The organism is Gimesia sp. (assembly GCF_048260065.1).
Classification (GTDB): domain Bacteria; phylum Planctomycetota; class Planctomycetia; order Planctomycetales; family Planctomycetaceae; genus Gimesia.
Window position 1 is genome coordinate 1 of the sequence record NZ_JBLXHC010000010.1, and the last position, 17,187, is coordinate 17,187.

A 17,187-nucleotide genomic window follows, 5' to 3' on the forward strand; every position below is an offset into this window, starting at 1 on the left:
CCCGAAAGAATCACTTCCAGAACATACCGGCTTCCACTCTTAAAATTTGGGGCCACCAACCATTTTGTCAAAGATCATGATCTAAATCCAATGGGCGAACGATTTACGCACACCAGATTTGTATCAGGTTCGTTAATCATAGCCGTCCCTCCCAAAGAGTCAATGAACTACGTTATGAAAAATTTGAAATCCCGGTTAAATCTTTTTTCGGCGGCAAATATCTTGAGATACAGGCTCTTGAGAGAGCCCGCATAACTTGTCAGACTCTATATATTGTGACAAAATTAACCCATCACAAAAAGCGCTGTTGCACACAAGTACAGATCCACTGCCTCATTCAGGAGGGCCTGCTGACGTGAGAGTTCCCACTATAATTTACCTCTGCGTTCTGTCTGTTGTTACTTCCCTGTCGCCTCAAACCCTGAGTGCGGAAGAGTGGTTCGAGTTTCGTGGCCCGACCGGCCAGGGACATTCCGGCGAAAAAGCATTGCCCATTCAATGGAGCCCTACCGAGCACGTATTATGGAAAACCGATGTGCCCGGCGTTGGCTGGTCTTCCCCTATCGTCGTTGGCGAAAAAGTCTACGTCACAACGGCTGTCCCCAAACAGGCAGACAGCGATCCCGAACAGTCACTGCGACTGGTCTGCCTCGATCTTGAAACGGGCAAGACCGAATGGGACAAAGAGATCTTTCAGGAAACAAAAGAGACCGCACAACGGATTCATAAAAAGAACAGCCACGCCAGCCCGACTCCCATTTCCGATGGCAAAGTCATCTATGTGCATTTCGGCACGCATGGCACTGCCTGTCTGACACTGGACGGCGATGTCGTCTGGAAAACCAAAGAGCTCGAATACGAAATGCAGCACGGCAACGGTGGTTCGCCGATCATTGTTGATGACAAACTCGTCATCATCTGCGATGGTAAAGGGTCCAACTTCATTGCCGCCCTGGATCGAAACACGGGAAAGATCGTCTGGAAAGTCGAGCGCAATGTCGAAGGCCGCAAGAAATTCTCGTTCGGTACACCTTTACTGATTACCGTCAACGGTGAGAAACAGATTGTCGCGCCGGGCACCGATGTGATTTCCGGACATTCCCCGAAAGACGGGAAAGAGATCTGGCATCTGAACTACGAAGGTTATTCTGTCATTCCCCGCCCGATCTACAGTCACGGCCTGATTTTTGTCACTACCAGCTACGACCGCCCTTCACTGCTGGCCATTCGTCCGGACGGCAAAGGGGATGTGACGGAGACCCATCTGGCCTGGTCCAACAAAAGCCAGATTCCACATACGCCCTCTCTGCTGATCGTGGGAGACGAACTGTACGCCATCAGCGATAAAGGGATCGCTCAGTGCTTTGACGCGAAGACCGGCGAGTTGATCTGGAAAGAACGGGTCGGCGGCAACTTCTCCGCCTCACCTCTCTATGCCGACGGCAAGATTTATTTCCAGAGCGAAGAAGGGGAAACCACGATCATCGCTCCCGGCAAAACCTATAAAGAAATCAGCCGCAATCATCTGAAAGAACCGACACTGGCTTCCTATGCCGTCGCCGGGGACACACTGTTGATTCGGACTAAAACACAGCTTTACCGAATTGGCAAATAGTCAGTTCACTTCTTACAATCACCCATTTTCGATTCCCGCAGTTTTCAGTCAGATTCGACATGCGGGCGAGTCAGTTCTTTCTGCCTCGCCCGTTATGTCTGCTGTGAAAAATGCCACAATCAGGATTATCAACTTTAGAATCTCAAACGAATGACATCTCCAGCTCCTTCAGAAACCCCCGTCAAAAGTATTGTTATCGCCTCCGACCACGCCGGCTATCGGTACAAACGCCGCATCATTGAGTATCTGACGAAAGCAGGATACCAGGTCGAAGACATGGGTACCGATTCCACAGAGTCGGTCGACTATCCCGATTTCATCATGCCGGCGGCACGCGCAGTTGCAGAAGGAAAGTTTGAAAAAGGGATCGTCCTGGGCGGTTCCGGTAACGGAGAAGCGATCGCCGCCAATCGCATCAAAGGCGTACGTTGTGCCGTCTGCTGGAATGAGAAATCAGCGCGTCTGGCCAGCATGCACAATAATGCCAACATGATCTCGATCGGCGAGCGTATGGTCTCACTACACGATGTGTACGAGATCATCGACATCTGGCTCAGCACCCCGTTTGAAGGGGGCCGCCATTCCCGACGCATCGAAAAGCTGGACGAATAAGAATTCAGCCCGCGTTTACGGTTTGCTTTTGAGATCGAAATTGAAGCTGGTGTGATCCGCGTCTACAGTCGCGGTCAGCGTTGACTTTGTGTTGTACTGCTCCGAAATTTTCTGTCCGGACGCTGCCGGCGATTTCTCTGCGCCTTCAATTTCGGTTTCCCCTTCCGGCGCTTCGGAATCGGTGACGAACTTGATCCGCACGGTTTTCTGTCCGGTCAGGCAACCCGATTTTTCGGTATTGAACATCAGCGTAAAGTTGCCGCCGGCATCCGTCACTCCTGAGGAAAAAGTGCGATCCGGCGCTTCGAAGGCGACTGTCGCACCGGAAAGGGGCTGCCCATCCAGTGTGACAGTGCCAGAAACATCAACCAGATCCAGCTTACTGTAGTCAGCATCGATCGATCCCCCACACCCTGCCGACAACAGCAGACAGGAGAAGACACACAGGGAAAGCGAACGATGAAAGACAATCATAAACAATTTCATAACAACACCTTACAGCATTCCAGACATCATCAAAGCAGGGGTCGTGCCTCTAAAACAGGGAGGCAGAGTTACGGTCGATCCACACTCAAATCAGCACGATTAATTCGAGGTCACTTCTCGACCAAAGCGGGTAGAGAGTGCCTGATAGATTGTTTTATCAATGTTCTCTGAGATGAAATGCACTGAGCCATCTGCGTACGCCATGTGACCACCGCCTGAATGCCAGCTGCCAAACGAGAGTTCCATCAGGTGGCCGCTGACGGAAGGATCGGTCCGGCGGGCGTTCATCCTGGGATAAGTAGAACCGACGAACTCAGAGAATTCAGTCCCCCCTGTGCCGTTATTACAGCCACAGGGATCGGTCTGCGGAGAACCGATATTCCAGTGATCCATCGACTGACCATCTTTACCAAAGTCGAGGTCGGTCTGCGTTTCCCCAATGATAAATGTATTCGAAGTTCCGTCTTTGACATCGCGAAAACTGACGCAACTGCAGGCATAGAACATGCCATTCTGAATCACTTCTTCCAATGATTTCGAGCCGGTCTCTTTAGTCGAATCATCGTCCGAACTGGATTCTGAACCGGAGTTACCCAGGTAAGTTCCCGGGGCACGCTGGGGAATGTTGTTGAAATTGTAGTGCTTCTGCAGCGGTGCACTCGGGCAGTTAAAGACAGGCAGATAAGTGCTCGCAGCGGTGGTATTGGCAGAGCCGGAGTCCCAGTTGCCGTCTCCCGACTCCTGGAAGATCAGCGTATCGTAGATATTTCCCTGTTCGATCGCCGGCAGAATCATGGCACTCCAGGCAGCACCCCGCTGATCCCAGCCGAAAGGGAGTACATCATGCGTGTCATGGTAGTTATGCAGACCGATGGCCAGCTGCTTGAGATTATTTTTACAGGTGGAACGGCGGGCAGCTTCACGGGCCTGCTGGACGGCGGGCAGCAGTAGAGCAATCAGAATCGCAATAATCGCGATCACGACCAGCAGTTCAATCAGAGTAAACCCGGAACGTCGCCGGGGCGGGATGTTTGTGAACGACATCTGAAATCCTCACGAAAAAAAGGGAGGGATAATAAAAAGCGGTCTTACTTCGGGACATTCACCTGAAAGAATCGGGGCTGGAGTTCGCTCTGTTTCAGGACAAGGCGCTGACATCGTCGATTGAAAAAAGCGTATGCCGAGCGCGGGAATGAGTCCGTCAGCAATTCAGCCCCTACTTATACCCGGACATAAGAAAGGTTTGATGAAGGCGAGATAAATTACCGTGTCGGGCAGGCACGTTTTATTGAAAAAAATTTTCGCTGAACCGGGTAATGAATGTCCGCGCCATCCCCGGTTCAACCACCAAAAAGCAATTAGGATTTGCTGAAATCAGAACGGAAACCGAACCTCCCCTGCAACGCCCCATGCCCGCCTGAGAAATTTTATTTCGAAATTTTCACCAATTGCGAAGATTTGATGTATTTCTGTTGAAGCTTACGATACCAACCACTGTTGTTCGTGAATGAGAACAACAGACTTCGTAACCTCAAAACGACAACGCCCCCTGATTCAGGAGGCGTTGTCTGCGAAATTCAATCCCTGACCGTCTGATTCAGGAAGTAGCGCGTCGCAGGATATTCTGCGTGATCTGCTGCACGCGTTCATCCGGTCCGTGCGGACGCGACCAGTGGGACCAGGGCAGCATGTGTCCGGGCGGGCTGGAGAGATCCTGGCACCAGAAGATCGTCGATGCGTTGAAGACGAAGTTGTTCTTTGGGCCGGGATAAATCGTAGCGGTCCACTGCTGCGGATTGACGCCCCCCTGCAACGCGGTCCCTTTTGCCACCACTTCCAGACCGGGAATGTCGGCCGGAGGATCGCCGTGGTATTCCCAGCCGATCAGACCGGGAATCGCGTCTCCCTTTTTCATACCCGTGTTCTCGAAGATCCAGTGCTCAGGCAGTTCACAGACCCAGTCACCACCGCCGTTGACCGGGTCGACATTCCGTGAACCCATCAGATAGCCTTCATCAGGGCCACGATGGGGGAACGGTCCGTTATCCCGCTCACGGGCTTCCGCATACTTGTATTTTCCGCCGTACGGTCCGCCGCGGAACATGATGCGATTCGGGCGACCGTCCGAACTGGCAGTCATTGGAGTCACCCAGCAGACCGAGTTACCGGAGAAGAACAACAGGTTCACGCCTGCGTCGCGCATTTTTACGACCGATTCGTACTGCCGGATATCCCAGTATTCATCATGGCCGACCGAGAGAAACGATTTGCATTTCAGACCATGTTCGGGAGTAATCATGTCGCTGTTGGAACAGTAGGTCACGTCGTAGCCATGCTTTTCCAGCCAGTAAGCAAACGGGAATTCAAAGCAAAGCCATTCCCCGGAACCGATGGACTGCGGGTTCTCATAAATCTGCGCGTACTTTGCATAGGGTCGATCAAAACTGACATCGGCCCACGGACCTTGTGTCCCTTTGGGATGTGTGTAAACCGAATAGTTGCTGGGCCATTTGTTGTAGGCCTGCCAGGTATTGTCCGAACATTGAAAGAGGATATCCGCGGGACGATCATCCTTAACAATAAAGACGACGTAGCTCTGCCAGTACCCGTAGCCGGTTTTATCTTTCAACGTGGAGAGTCGGCCCAGATAGACGCCGCTGGGCCAGTCATCGGGAATCGTCAACGTCACCGCCGCATCCCAGTGGCATTCGTGCAGATTCTTGTGCCCCGGTTGAGGCACAGGCTGCGGTTTTCCCTGAAATGGTCCCAGCGTTTTCATCAGCCGCGCACCGCGACCGTCGTAATAACCGGTGCGAAAGATTTCAATTTTGAATTCCTGCGCGGGCCGTGTCGAAACCATGATGTCGATCGGCTCGCCGGCTGCGACACTTTGTCGCGAACAGTAGCCTTCAATTTTGGGAGAGCGGAAACCATCGCGTTTATCCAGCTGAATACGGGTCAGCTGCCAGTCGCTGGAACCCTCTTTCTGATTCTCACGTTTGATTAAATCCGGGTCGGCTTGCGCTGCAGTCGCTTTCCCCAGTGAAAGACTGCATGCCAGCGATGCCAGAGAAGTCGCGACAGCCCCTTTTAAAAGTGTTCGGCGTTCCTGATTCGGTTCCTGCATGGGGTCGCCTCCTGTTTCAATCTGCTTAGTGAACGGGGTGGGATTTTGGGTGTGGGTACTCCGGGATGGAGTTCAATTATTTTTTCCTGAACTCCATTGTTTGCTGCTTATACCTTTATGATAACCTTAACTTCATTAAAATAAGAATTATAAATTAAGAGTTTTTTATCTCAGTCTCTGATTTTATTGACTGTCGCGCAGACGGTCTGCATCAATCAGGGCAGAACCGGAGTATTCAGTGGCATCTTTCTCGCTCGATCAGACGGACATCAGAGCCTTCTACCAGGCCGTTGCAAAACAACTCGAACAAATACTCAGCGAACTGCAGCCGGCGATCATTGACATTCGTCGCACGCTGCATAAAAACCCCGAGATCAGCGGCGAAGAAAAACAGACGTCACAACTGATCTGCAAAACACTCGAAGCAATCGGCCTCGCACCGAAACTGATGAAAAACGGCGTCGGTGTGATTGCCGACATGACACTGGGAACACCGGCCGACGATGCCCCGCTGATCGGCATTCGCGCCGACATCGATGCCCTGCGGATAACCGACCTGAAAGAAGTCGAATACTGTTCGCATAATCCCGGCGTCGGTCATCTGTGCGGTCACGACGCGCATACCGCGATCGCGCTGGGAGCCGCCCTCAGCCTCAACCGCTGTTCCGAACTGTTAGAGAAAGACTGGCCCGGCCAGGGAATTCGTCTGCGATTCATTTTTCAGCCGGCGGAAGAAATCTGCCTGGGTGCCCGCTGGATGGTGGAACAGGGTGCCGTCGACGACGTGAATGCGATTATCGGCCTGCATATGGACCCGGAAATTCCTGCGGGAACAGCAAATATTCGCTATGGCGTGATGACGGCCTTCTGCGACGAAGTCCACTTTGAAATTCATGGCGTAGGAGCACACGCCGCACGGCCTCATCATGGAAATGATCCGATCACCACCGCCGCACAACTGATCTCCAGCCTGTATCAGAACCTGCCCCGCTCGATCGATTCGCGTACGCCTGCTGTATTTACTATCGGCCAGATCTCTTCCGGTCTGGCTCCCAATGTGATCCCTGAAATTGCACATCTGAAAGGCTCGCTGCGTTCCACGAACGACAAGGCCCGCGATGTGCTGCATAAGCGGATTGAAGACATCGCTGCCGGCATTGCCCGCAGCACGGGAACCCGTATTGAGGTCCGGTTTCAATCTCCCCTGCCCGCCGTCGTCAATGACAGTAACATTTCAGCCGCTCTGGAACAGGCGTCCAAAGATGTCCTGGGAGTGCAGCAGGTCGGACTCATCGAACTACCGAGCATGGGGGGAGAAGATTTTTCGATTTACCTGCAGCAGATCCCCGGAGCCATGCTGCGGCTGGGCTGTGCGAAACCCGATGTGAAGCCGGTATTTCTGCATTCCCCGTATTTCGATATCGACGAACGGGCCCTTATAATAGGCAGTCGCATCATGCTGCAGACCGCTTTGTTACTTACATTGAACCCCAGGCTCATCCAAAAAGGGAATTAGTACGATGGGAACCATCTCCTTTGCCAGAAACGATTACCCGACACTGGGTGTGGAACTGGAACTGCAACTCGTCGATGCCGAGACCTATGCCCTCTCGAATTCGATCACCGAACTACTGGCTGAACTGCCGGAAGAGACCGGCAAATTCGTCAAGCCCGAACTGATGCAGAGTTACCTCGAGATCAACACCGACGTCTGTCGCACGGTCGGAGATGTGCGCAAGGATCTGACGGGCAAACTGCAGGACGTGACCACCGCCGCCGACAAACTGGGACTGAAACTGTTCTGGGCAGCCACGCATCCGTTCTCTTCGTGGCGGGATCAGAAAATCACCGTCAACGATCGCTACTACGAACTCGTCGATCTGATGCAGGACGTCGCCCGCCGGTTGGTTACGTTCGGTCTGCACATCCACGTCGGCGTCGATTCCGGCGACAAAGCAGTCATGGTCTGCGACCGCATGCTGCGCTATCTGCCGCTGCTGCTGTCGCTCTCTTCGAATTCGCCCTTCTGGGAAGGCCGCAATACTGGCCTGCATTCGAATCGCTCGAAAATCATGGAAGGCCTGCCGACCGCTGGTCTCCCCCCCACGATGCGAAACTGGAGTGAATACACGTGGCTCATTAATCACCTCATCAGTACCGGCTTCATTAATACGATTCGGGAAATCTGGTGGGACATCCGCCCGCATCATAATTTCGGCACCGTGGAAATCCGCGTATGCGATATGCCGGCGAACCTGGAACAGGTGCTCTCCCTCACCGCGTTCGTGCAGTGCATGGTCAAATGCATTTCCGATGAAATCGACGAAGGCGCCTATCAGCTGCAGCATCATCCGATGATGGTGCAGCAGAACAAGTGGCGGGCGACCCGCTACGGCATCGATGCCAGCCTGGTCAACAGCGAAAACTACAAACTGTTTTCCGTCATTGACACAACAAAGCAACTCGTAGACCTGGTTGCGCCGATGTCGGAACGCCTGGAGTGTACGGACGAATTAAACCGCATCTGTGACCTGGTCCATAAATCCGGCGCCAAACGGCAGTTGGAGATCATGGAAGCGACCGGCGACCGCCGCGAAGTCGTCAAACAGATGATCGAAGAAAATAGCGGCTTCTGAAATCGGCTCTCCCCTTCTATAATACAAAAATCCCTGCATCGTTTAACCAGCACCTTTCGTCTACAGGAATCGGATTCCGTGTCTGATACGGACAATCTTCCCGACAGTGAACCGCCGGCAACAGAGCCAGCCGCTCCCGCACCGGAAGACGCTGCGCTGTCACCACGGGAGAAGGTCCGTAAGTTTCCGACCACGCCTGGCGTCTATCTGATGAAAGATGCGCAGGCCCGTGTGATCTACGTCGGTAAAGCCGTCAATCTGAAAAGCCGCGCCTCCAGTTATTTCAACCAGGCCGCTGCCGTCGAACGTCGCACTGCAGAACTAGTCACCGAAATTGCGGATATCGATTACCTGGAAACGGAGACCGAAGTCGATGCCCTGCTCCTCGAAGCGCGGCTCATCAAGGACATTCGCCCGCGGTTCAATTCGGAACTCAAAGACGACAAGACGTTTCCCTATCTGGAAATCACGACCCGCGAAGATTTCCCCCGCGTCGAATTCACCCGCAAGCCACACAGCAAGGGGACCAAACTGTACGGCCCCTTCACGAATGCCAAACAGCTGCGGGGCACGATTACGGTGCTGCAGAAAATCTTTCGCTTCCGTAACTGTTCGCTGGACATCGAAGAGGGGGATGAGAAGTGGCGCTGGTTCCGCCCCTGTCTGCTGCACAGCATCAACCAGTGCACGGCTCCCTGTAATCTGCGAATCAGTAAAGAAGACTATCGCAAGGACATCAACAAACTCAAACTGTTTCTCGACGGCAAAAAAGACCGGCTGCTCAACGAAATGCGCAAAGAGATGCTGGCCGCCTCGGAAGCCAAACTCTACGAGAAAGCGGCCCGACTGCGGGATGAAATCCAGTTGCTCGAAAGCATCAAACTCCGCGGCAATCTGGAAGACCACGCGCAACCCGAAGTCTTTTACATCGATCCGAAAAAAGGAATGCAGGGTCTGAAGAAAGTCTTCGGCCTGCCCGAACTGCCCCGCCGGATCGAAGGGGTCGACATCGCGCATCTGCAGGGCGGCGAAACCGTCGCCAGCCTGGTGCAGTTCATCGACGGCCTCCCCTTCAAGCATGGCTACAAGCGATTCAAAATCCGCACGGTCAAAGGAATCGACGATTTCGCTTCGATCCGCGAAGTCGTCAGCCGCCGCATCCGACGCCTGCATCAGGAAGGAGAATCGTTCCCCGACATCCTGTTGATTGACGGCGGTAAAGGGCAGTTGAACGCGGCAATGACCGCGATGCGCGAACTGGGCGTCGAGCCCCCGTTCACAATCTCCCTGGCCAAACGGGAAGAAGAAGTCTACGTCCCCGGCGAAACCGAACCCCGCCGCCTGAGCCGCCATTCATACGGCTTAAGACTCCTGCAATACGTCCGCGACGAATCGCACCGCTTCGCCCAGCATTACCATCATCTGCTGCGGAAGAAATCGCACTTTGATGAGTGAGTTAAGAGACGGTAAGCGTACTCCCCACTCCCTGTTTCATTCCAGCCACAACACGTCACACGCAATATCAAAAATCAGCATCGAGCACCACACGATAGCGGGCTTTGCCTTCGGCGACGTGCTGGAAGGCTTCGTTGATCTGGCTCATGGGGAAGTGTTCGGTCTGCGGGGCGATCTGGTGTCGGGCGGCGAAATCGAGCATCTCGGCCATCGCGACGGGGGAGCCTGTGGGAGAGCCGCTCACGCTGGCCTGACGGGTGAGCAGTGTGAAGACGGGCACGGGGATCGGTTCCAGCACCGCTCCCACCACGTGCATCCTGCCATTGGGGGCGAGCGTTTTCAGCAGCGCGTCCCAGTCGAGCGGTACGTTCACGGTGACAATCAGCAGGTCCAGGGAATTCTGCAGCTCCAGGATCGCAGCCGAGTCCCGGCTGGCGACGACATGATGTGCGCCGAAACTGCGGGCTTCGTCGAACTTGCTTTCGCGAGAGGTGAAGGCGGTCACATCGCAGCCGAACGCGGACGCAAATTTCACCGCCATATGTCCCAGCCCCCCGATGCCGACGATGCCCACACGACTCTTAGGCGTCGCGAATCGGCTGAGCGGATTGAAGACCGTAATGCCGCCACACAACAGGGGACCGGCATCGGCATAATTCAGACCGTCGGGTAACGGAATCGTCCAGGCCCAGTGAGCGCGCACGGAACTGGCAAAGCCTCCCAGGTGACCGGCAATCGTGGGCTGCCCTTCCAGGCAGAGATGCTGATCGCCCGACAGACATTGTCGGCAATGCATACAGCTGCCACTGAACCAGCCTACGCCGACCCGCTGTCCGACACTTAACCCTTTCGCCTGCGATCCCAGAGCCGTGACACGGCCGATGACTTCATGACCGAAGACGGCAGGCAGCGTGGTCATGCCCCATTCGTTCTGCCACATGGAGAGATCCGAATGGCAGACGCCGCAATGTTCTACCGCCACCTCAATCTCTTCCGGCCCCAGTGGTTCCCGCTCCAGTGTCTGCAGACTGAACGGGGCGCCGATACCACTTGTGACCCAGGCTTCATATCCCATTTCCTTCTCCTTTGCTGAACTATGCACTGACAGCCTTTGGTTCATTCAGAAATCGGGCGGCGCGACCTTGTGACTTCTATCCGTCAGCAATGAATGACACTTCCATTTTCCGCTTTAAAGGAGCAGTGGTCTACAACTAAGTTATTAATTTTCGGCGAAATCATCTGAGACAGAAGCGGGGGCACGTAAAGTACTCTACTCCTTCACTTCCTCTGCAGTTTTGTCATACGCTTCTTTGAGATTGCCCCAGGCGATATCCAGGTCTTTCTTCAGGCCTTCCCAGGCCTCGGCGGAGGACTCGCTGAATTCTTTTGTTTTTTCGCTCACTTTTTCCCGCTGCGCTTTCAGATCTTCCAGCCGCGCATTCCATTTCACTTTGGCGTCGTCTTTGAGTTTTGCGCCTCTGGTTTCCAGTTCGGCGATTTTTTCATCCAGTTTTTCCAGCTGTTCATGCATCTGTTGGGAATATTCATCGCGTTTCTGCTTGGTGAACTCTTTGGTGGTTTCAACGGCTTCTTCCATTTTCTGTTTCACATCCTCGCCCGTCACCTGCTTCTCAGCGGGAACCGGGGGCGTGGAACTTTCATTCGCACAGGCAACCAGAAACAGACTCAGACTGAAGCAACAGGGAGCCAGATATCGCATAACGTTCTCCTTCTCGGTTTGATGAATCATTCGCCATTATACACATTACAGGCGACCAGATTCATACTCGAATTCTCAGGTACTCAACTATAGAATACAGGTCTGATCTCAATGAACTCAACAGTAATCTGGATGGTTGTCGTCCACAATGGTTTGATTATTGATTTACAGATTTTGAAAACAGCAGATTCCGGAGCGGCGGAAGTAATGAGTGATCCTCCCGCGTCACAAAATAACGAACGCTGGAAACCGGCTGCCTTCGGCTGTTTGTGGGGAATCGGCACGTGGGTGATGCTGATTGGGATCGCGCTGCTGTGTGAGGATCTCTTTAATTCGGACGGCGGAGCGGGACCGGGCAGTCCGGGGATGCCCCCGATTCCCGCGTTCTTTTTTGCGGCTGTGTTGCTGGGCTGGATCCCTGCCGGCATCGCCGGGTTCTGGAGATACCGAAAACAGAAAACTAAATGACTGCATTTTGGTTTAGAGACGACAACGACGGAAGCGAGACCTGCTCAACCTCTGTTTCCGACTTTAGTCAAAATGCAGATCAAACCATTTCAGTATCTCCGCAGCAATCTGATCAGGTTCTTCGAGAGAAATTGGTTCGGAACGATCGTTTGCTTCTGTTGCCAGTTGAATCTGGCCGGTCCCTTTTTGCCCCACAATGATCAACATTAGAGACTTCTTGAGAAACGCATTGCGAGCCCGAGAAGTCATGCTGTTATACAACTCGGAAGGTTCTGTTTCTTCCCAGGGAATCTCATAGAAATCGTTTACGATCTTAACCACTGCAGCCCCACCGATTAAACGAAACGATTCATCCGAGAAACGTTGCAGTTTTCCCCGAGCCACACTTGCCCCATGAGAACCTTTGACATAAGGAACCAGAAACACCCCCTCATTATTTTTCAACACATCCAGAAAGACCACCACTGTTCTCCTTATTGTATTACGATCTGATCTATCAGAGATTCCTGATCTGGAGAAATTCTCCAAATGTGTCTGTGAAAACGAAACGTGCACTGGGAGATATGCTCAATTCAAATTCCCACAGAAGCCAATGATCGTTTTCATTTTATGGGCTTTCGCATTGAGTTTTGCAGAGTTCCGTTCAGCTTGCCGAAAATCCCGTTGCCCCAGGTGAGGGTGGCTGTCTGCAGACGTTTTATATCATTCGTGGAAAAAGGAGTCGAACCGAGTTCCTGTCCGTCCTGACGAATGACAAGTTGGTTGGGTTCGACTACGAATTCCAGTTGGATTGGCTGATCTTTCCATTTGATCTGTGCTGCCAGATTACCGTTCATTTTGAAATGGAGCACGGATCCATATTCACGTCGCTGGTCGTCTGTGAGGAACTTGTATTTCTCAGACCAGGGATAAGTGCCTTTGGTGGATGTAGAGACCATTAACGAATCGCCGAGGGGAACCAGGCCGGTCACGCGCTGTCCCCAATGGTTCAGCACCAGCTTGTGTTCGAGAGCCTGCTCTTCATATGGATGTACGGTTCGCTTATGTGCGACGGGATGTGAGAACATGCGTCCGAGGGAAAACCAGCGATTTTCATCTTCGTTATACCGCCAGAGTTCACCCCACGGCCAGACGCCTGCGAACAGGTCGCCGCGGTAAATGGCCAGCGTCTGCGCTTCGCGCGCACTGGGCGAGACTTCGGGCAGTCGAGGCGGCCAGCCATGCAGTTGTTTGATTTCGCTTCCGCCGCGATATTCAAATAGCTCTCCTGAGGGATACTGCGCCAGCAGCAGGCGGTCGCGGAAGTTGAGCATCGAATAAATCTGGTAGCTGTATTTTTTGCTCGCCTCTTTGACGGTCCGCCATTGTTTGCCGTCAAAGGCATATACGCCACCATAGTTCGAGACGGTCAGCAGTTCATTTTGAAACTGCCCCCAGGCAAACGGTGTTGCGCCGACGAACTTGCATTCGATACTGATGGCTTTGCTCAGATCAATCGGCGTCTGATCCGCGGGTGTCCACGGACAGGCCATGACCCGGGTGAAGCCCCCCTGCTCCGATCGGTTACCGTAATAGAAACAGAGGAAACCGTTCGCGTAATAAAAGTTATAGTAGCGACCCACTTTGGGAGGATTCAGAATCACCCGGTCGTTGTAGGTCGCTTTGTTCGAACAGAATGTCAACAGCCCCTTGCCGATCCGCATCTGACCATCACCGCTGCGCAGCGGTCCCGTTTCCGGTGAATGAGGGGCCGACCAGTTTTCCGCAGACGGGTCCCAGGTGCGCAGCGATTCGGTACGATCGCCGCCCCAGGCGGAGATGGTCTGGTTCAGATCCATCAGATAAATGCCACACCCCAGATCCGGATGAGGCAGTCGTTCCGTTTGAAACTTTTCTGATTCGTGAGTCGGTTTGACATAAAACTGCAGCGTATGACGATCGCCGCGGAAGCGGGTATTATAGACTTCCATGAAGCCGGCCCCCGCAATGACGGCACCACTTTGATCGCGGAGTTCGAAAAGTGAGCCAAAGTTCTGACCGACATCCTGTCCCAGATCCAGGACGGTGGAGAAAGTCACTTTCGCTGCCTTGTCGCGGCCCGGTTCCGATTCATCAGCCCAGCCTGTGGCAGCCAGGAGAACAAGTAAGAAAACAGAACACGCGGGTACTTGATGACGGTGAAATCTCATGCGATGATCCTCAACTCAGAATATAAACAGGAGTTGAATTACATCGTAAACCTGTCCGATCCTGTTTACCAGTCAGACACCGTTGTGATAGATCGAGACTGCCGGCGAATTCGCTCTGGCTGACTGCTGTTTCAACACAGAAACTGCAACGCGAACGGCTGCATTTTCATTACCCGCATTACTATCCGACAACAACGCCCGCCAGCGCAGTGCGGGCCGGGAACTGGAAGCTGATTCATTACTACGAAGACGATCACAATGAGCTGTACGATCTGAGCCAGGATCCGTCGGAGACGACCGATTTGTCAGAGCAGAAACCGGCGCAGGCACAACAGCTGTGGAAGGAGTTGCATAGCTGGTTGAAATCGGTGGACGTAAGCTTTCCGCAGGAGAATCCGGATCGGCGGAAGGGAGCCTGGTTACTGATCGTCTGGCTTGTGTTTGGAAATGCGAATTTTCTCGCCGGTGAAGGGGTTTGTGATTTCCACGTCGCCAGTTGTCGGCAAGCTAAAGTCCAGCAGGTCGATATCGTTGAGCCAGAGTTCAAAGAACTCCGTGATCGAATAGTTTTGTGGAGTGAGTGCACCAGCGTCGAAGGTCGTGACGAGGTGCCGGGGGTCGTGGCAATCCACACAGGAAAAAATATTGCCGCCCCATTCGCAGAAAGGGAGCAGACCGGATGGCCAGATTTCCCCTTCCAATTCGTGGTCGCTCTTCAGCTGCTGGAATGTTTCCAGGAGATCACCAAAGTCGGAAGTGGCTCCCCCTGCAAGGCCCATCACGCCATATCCGGGACCGAATCCTCCGTTTGCCAGTTGCAGATAACACTCGCTAAGTAAGATGGGAAGTGAAAAGCCCAGCTGCTTTGTAGTCTGCGCGACAACATCCGGGGAGACAGGAAGCAGAAGTTCCTCTGAGGACTTTGACTTTGTGAAAGTTTTGATTCTCTCAATCAGCTGTTCGTACATGGTTATTTTTTAAAACCGATTCCCACGTGGAGTTTCTTTATTAGAATGCGTCATTACAAATGGGAGCAACCGGAGCTAATACCCTGCGGCTCATTACTTCAAGCAAGATCAACATCTGGACTCTCATTCCTGTGAAATCATATCAGAGCTTCGCAGGTCAACCGAACCAGTATTGGCGATATCCCGTTTTTTTGACTCGCACCAGCTGCAGAAAAACATTCTAACACGATCCTGTCGATTAAATAACACAAGCTTCATCATTTTTGCCGCTAGGATTTGTTAGACTGGTGTGAACTTGAATGATCGGGGTGAAGGATTGCTCGTGCTTCCCCTTTGTTTTCTCTCCACCAGAAGGACGTTTCCCATGTTCAAATTGATTCCCGCATCGTGCCTGCTGACTGTCTGTTGCTGTCTGGCTGTGCCGGCCCGGGGAGAGGAAAAAACCAAATGGGAGCACAAGAAGAATTACGAAAAGATGATTGTCGAACCGACACTGCCGGTGGCGACGGATGTGCCGGACCGGATTCTGCTCTCGTGGAAGGGGGATCCGGCGACTTCGTTTGCCGTGACCTGGCGGAGCAAAGTGAGTCCTGATGCCGTCGCCGAGATTGCGCCTGCCGATACGGGATCGGAGTTTCTCAAGCACGCGCAAGTGGTCGAAGCCACGACTTCCCCACTGAAAACGAACCTGGGCACCGTGCACATGCATGCGGCGACCTTTAAGGATCTGAAGCCGAACACCCTGTATGTCTATCGTGTGGGGAGCCGTCGAACGGTGCCCCTCGCTAAGGAAGATCGGGAGGAGGTCGAGCCGATGACCGCCGATTATGCCTGGAGCGAATGGACTCAGTACCGCACCGCGCAGAAGTCAAACGGAGACGTGGTGGCGCCGGTCCGGTTCGTGTACGTCGGGGATGCCCAGAACGATATCAAGAGTCACTGGTCGCGGCTGATTCGAGAATCGTATCGCGATGCCCCGCAGATGACGTTCATGCTGCATGCCGGGGATCTGGTGAATCATGGAAACAATGACCAGGAGTGGGGCCAATGGTTTTACGGCGGCGGCTGGATTTTCAATACAGTCCCCCAACTGGCAGTTCCCGGCAACCATGAATACGCACGCGATCCCTTTGCCGACAAACCCGAAGGGGAGGAAAAGATTTCCAAGACACTGAGTCGACGCTGGGGTCAGCGGTTTGAGTTTCCGGCCAACGGGCCCGAGGGTTCTACAGAGAATATCTTTTATGTCGACGTGCAGGGGGTGCGAATCATCGGCCTGGATTCGAATCGCGAGACCGAAGCACAGGCAGAGTGGCTGAAGAAAGTCCTGCAGAACAATCCGAACCGCTGGACGATTCTGACGCATCATCATCCGATCTATTCTTCCAGTAAAAAACGGGATAATCCGGAACTGCGACAGCTCTGGCAGAGGTTGTATGAAAAGTACAAAGTGGATCTGGTACTGCAGGGACACGATCACAGCTACGGACGGACCGGGCCGATCGACCTGCAACTCAGCCGAAAAATTGAAACGGAACAGAATGTGGCAACCGGACTGCGGGTGGCGGATCAGTCGGGCGGCCCCGTGTATGTCGTCTCGGTCAGCGGCCCGAAGATGTATGAACTGCAGGAGTACCCGGCTGAGACCATTCAGACAGATCCCTTCCGCCGCCGCGCCCAGGGCAAGCAGCTGTACCAGGTGATTACCGTCGAGCAGGACCGCCTGGTGTATCAGGCCAAAACGGTGACCGGTCAACTGTACGATCAGTTTACGATTACCAAGGACAAAGCAGGGAAAAACGTATTTGAGGATCAGGCACCGCCGCTGGAGGATTGAGGGGTGGAGAAACGGGGCGCAGTTTGTCAGCATTCACCGCTGACGGGAGTGGGCGCACCAACTATAATTTCAGA

General features: G+C 53.4%; 15 protein-coding genes and 1 pseudogene. 8 read left to right on the plus strand and 8 right to left on the minus strand.

Features of this window, described 5'->3' with window-relative positions; all coding sequences use genetic code 11:
- The first annotated feature begins 355 nt into the window (after positions 1-355).
- Entirely contained in the window at positions 356-1,615 is a 1,260-nt protein-coding gene (locus tag ACN0YN_RS18315; RefSeq protein WP_417386451.1) for a PQQ-binding-like beta-propeller repeat protein, read from the plus strand.
- Between the two features lie 150 nt (positions 1,616-1,765).
- Positions 1,766-2,227: a ribose 5-phosphate isomerase B gene (rpiB, locus tag ACN0YN_RS18320; RefSeq protein ID WP_417386452.1), complete on the plus strand. Its 462-nt coding sequence runs from the start codon at positions 1,766-1,768 to the stop codon at positions 2,225-2,227.
- 15 nt (positions 2,228-2,242) lie between these two features.
- Here the strand turns inward: rpiB and ACN0YN_RS18325 are convergent, their stop codons facing one another.
- The 3 genes from ACN0YN_RS18325 to ACN0YN_RS18335 all read right to left on the minus strand — a co-directional run bounded on the left by ACN0YN_RS18325 (position 2,243) and on the right by ACN0YN_RS18335 (position 5,840).
- Positions 2,243-2,713, minus strand: coding sequence for a carboxypeptidase-like regulatory domain-containing protein (locus ACN0YN_RS18325; protein ID WP_417386453.1), 471 nt, complete (start codon positions 2,711-2,713; stop codon positions 2,243-2,245).
- A gap of 99 nt (positions 2,714-2,812) precedes the next feature.
- Positions 2,813-3,757, minus strand: coding sequence for a DUF1559 domain-containing protein (locus ACN0YN_RS18330; RefSeq protein ID WP_417386454.1), 945 nt, complete (start codon positions 3,755-3,757; stop codon positions 2,813-2,815).
- Positions 3,758-4,310: 553 nt separating this feature from the next.
- Entirely contained in the window at positions 4,311-5,840 is a 1,530-nt protein-coding gene (locus ACN0YN_RS18335; RefSeq protein WP_417386455.1) for a N,N-dimethylformamidase beta subunit family domain-containing protein, read from the minus strand.
- Between the two features lie 238 nt (positions 5,841-6,078).
- On the opposite strand from ACN0YN_RS18335, the gene ACN0YN_RS18340 reads away from it, so the two are divergent.
- From ACN0YN_RS18340 to ACN0YN_RS18350, 3 genes are all read left to right on the plus strand, one after another.
- Positions 6,079-7,356, plus strand: a complete 1,278-nt coding sequence (locus ACN0YN_RS18340) for a M20 metallopeptidase family protein (RefSeq protein WP_417386456.1) — start codon at positions 6,079-6,081, stop codon at positions 7,354-7,356.
- 4 nt (positions 7,357-7,360) lie between these two features.
- On the plus strand, positions 7,361-8,476 hold the full coding sequence (locus tag ACN0YN_RS18345; RefSeq protein WP_417386457.1) for a carboxylate-amine ligase: 1,116 nt from the start codon (positions 7,361-7,363) through the stop codon (positions 8,474-8,476).
- A gap of 78 nt (positions 8,477-8,554) precedes the next feature.
- Positions 8,555-9,931: an excinuclease ABC subunit UvrC gene (locus tag ACN0YN_RS18350; RefSeq protein WP_417386458.1), complete on the plus strand. Its 1,377-nt coding sequence runs from the start codon at positions 8,555-8,557 to the stop codon at positions 9,929-9,931.
- Positions 9,932-9,998: 67 nt separating this feature from the next.
- On the opposite strand, the gene ahr is transcribed toward ACN0YN_RS18350, so the two are convergent.
- The gene (gene ahr / locus ACN0YN_RS18355; protein WP_417386459.1) at positions 9,999-11,006 is read right to left on the minus strand and encodes an NADPH-dependent aldehyde reductase Ahr; all 1,008 of its coding nucleotides are present in this window, start codon (positions 11,004-11,006) and stop codon (positions 9,999-10,001) included.
- A 195-nt stretch (positions 11,007-11,201) separates the two neighbouring features.
- On the minus strand, positions 11,202-11,651 hold the full coding sequence (locus ACN0YN_RS18360; protein WP_417386460.1) for a hypothetical protein: 450 nt from the start codon (positions 11,649-11,651) through the stop codon (positions 11,202-11,204).
- Positions 11,652-11,762: 111 nt separating this feature from the next.
- On the opposite strand from ACN0YN_RS18360, the gene ACN0YN_RS18365 reads away from it, so the two are divergent.
- Positions 11,763-12,119 carry a hypothetical protein gene (locus ACN0YN_RS18365; protein ID WP_417386461.1) on the plus strand — a complete coding sequence of 119 codons (357 nt, stop codon included), beginning with the start codon at positions 11,763-11,765 and terminating at the stop codon, positions 12,117-12,119.
- Between the two features lie 63 nt (positions 12,120-12,182).
- Here ACN0YN_RS18365 and ACN0YN_RS18370 read toward each other — a convergent pair whose 3' ends face one another.
- Positions 12,183-12,581 carry a hypothetical protein gene (locus ACN0YN_RS18370; RefSeq protein WP_417386462.1) on the minus strand — a complete coding sequence of 133 codons (399 nt, stop codon included), beginning with the start codon at positions 12,579-12,581 and terminating at the stop codon, positions 12,183-12,185.
- A gap of 140 nt (positions 12,582-12,721) precedes the next feature.
- The gene (locus ACN0YN_RS18375; RefSeq protein ID WP_417386463.1) at positions 12,722-14,308 is read right to left on the minus strand and encodes a hypothetical protein; all 1,587 of its coding nucleotides are present in this window, start codon (positions 14,306-14,308) and stop codon (positions 12,722-12,724) included.
- Between the two features lie 143 nt (positions 14,309-14,451).
- On the opposite strand from ACN0YN_RS18375, the pseudogene ACN0YN_RS18380 reads away from it, so the two are divergent.
- Positions 14,452-14,664: pseudogene (locus tag ACN0YN_RS18380) on the plus strand (sulfatase/phosphatase domain-containing protein); the annotation flags it as partial.
- A gap of 63 nt (positions 14,665-14,727) precedes the next feature.
- Here the strand turns inward: ACN0YN_RS18380 and ACN0YN_RS18385 are convergent.
- Positions 14,728-15,276 (minus strand): SMI1/KNR4 family protein, encoded by a 549-nt coding sequence (locus tag ACN0YN_RS18385; RefSeq protein WP_417386464.1) that lies wholly within the window; start codon positions 15,274-15,276, stop codon positions 14,728-14,730.
- Between the two features lie 364 nt (positions 15,277-15,640).
- Between ACN0YN_RS18385 and ACN0YN_RS18390 the strand changes: the two genes are divergently transcribed.
- Positions 15,641-17,113, plus strand: coding sequence for a metallophosphoesterase (locus tag ACN0YN_RS18390; protein WP_417386465.1), 1,473 nt, complete (start codon positions 15,641-15,643; stop codon positions 17,111-17,113).
- Positions 17,114-17,187: the final 74 nt, after the last annotated feature.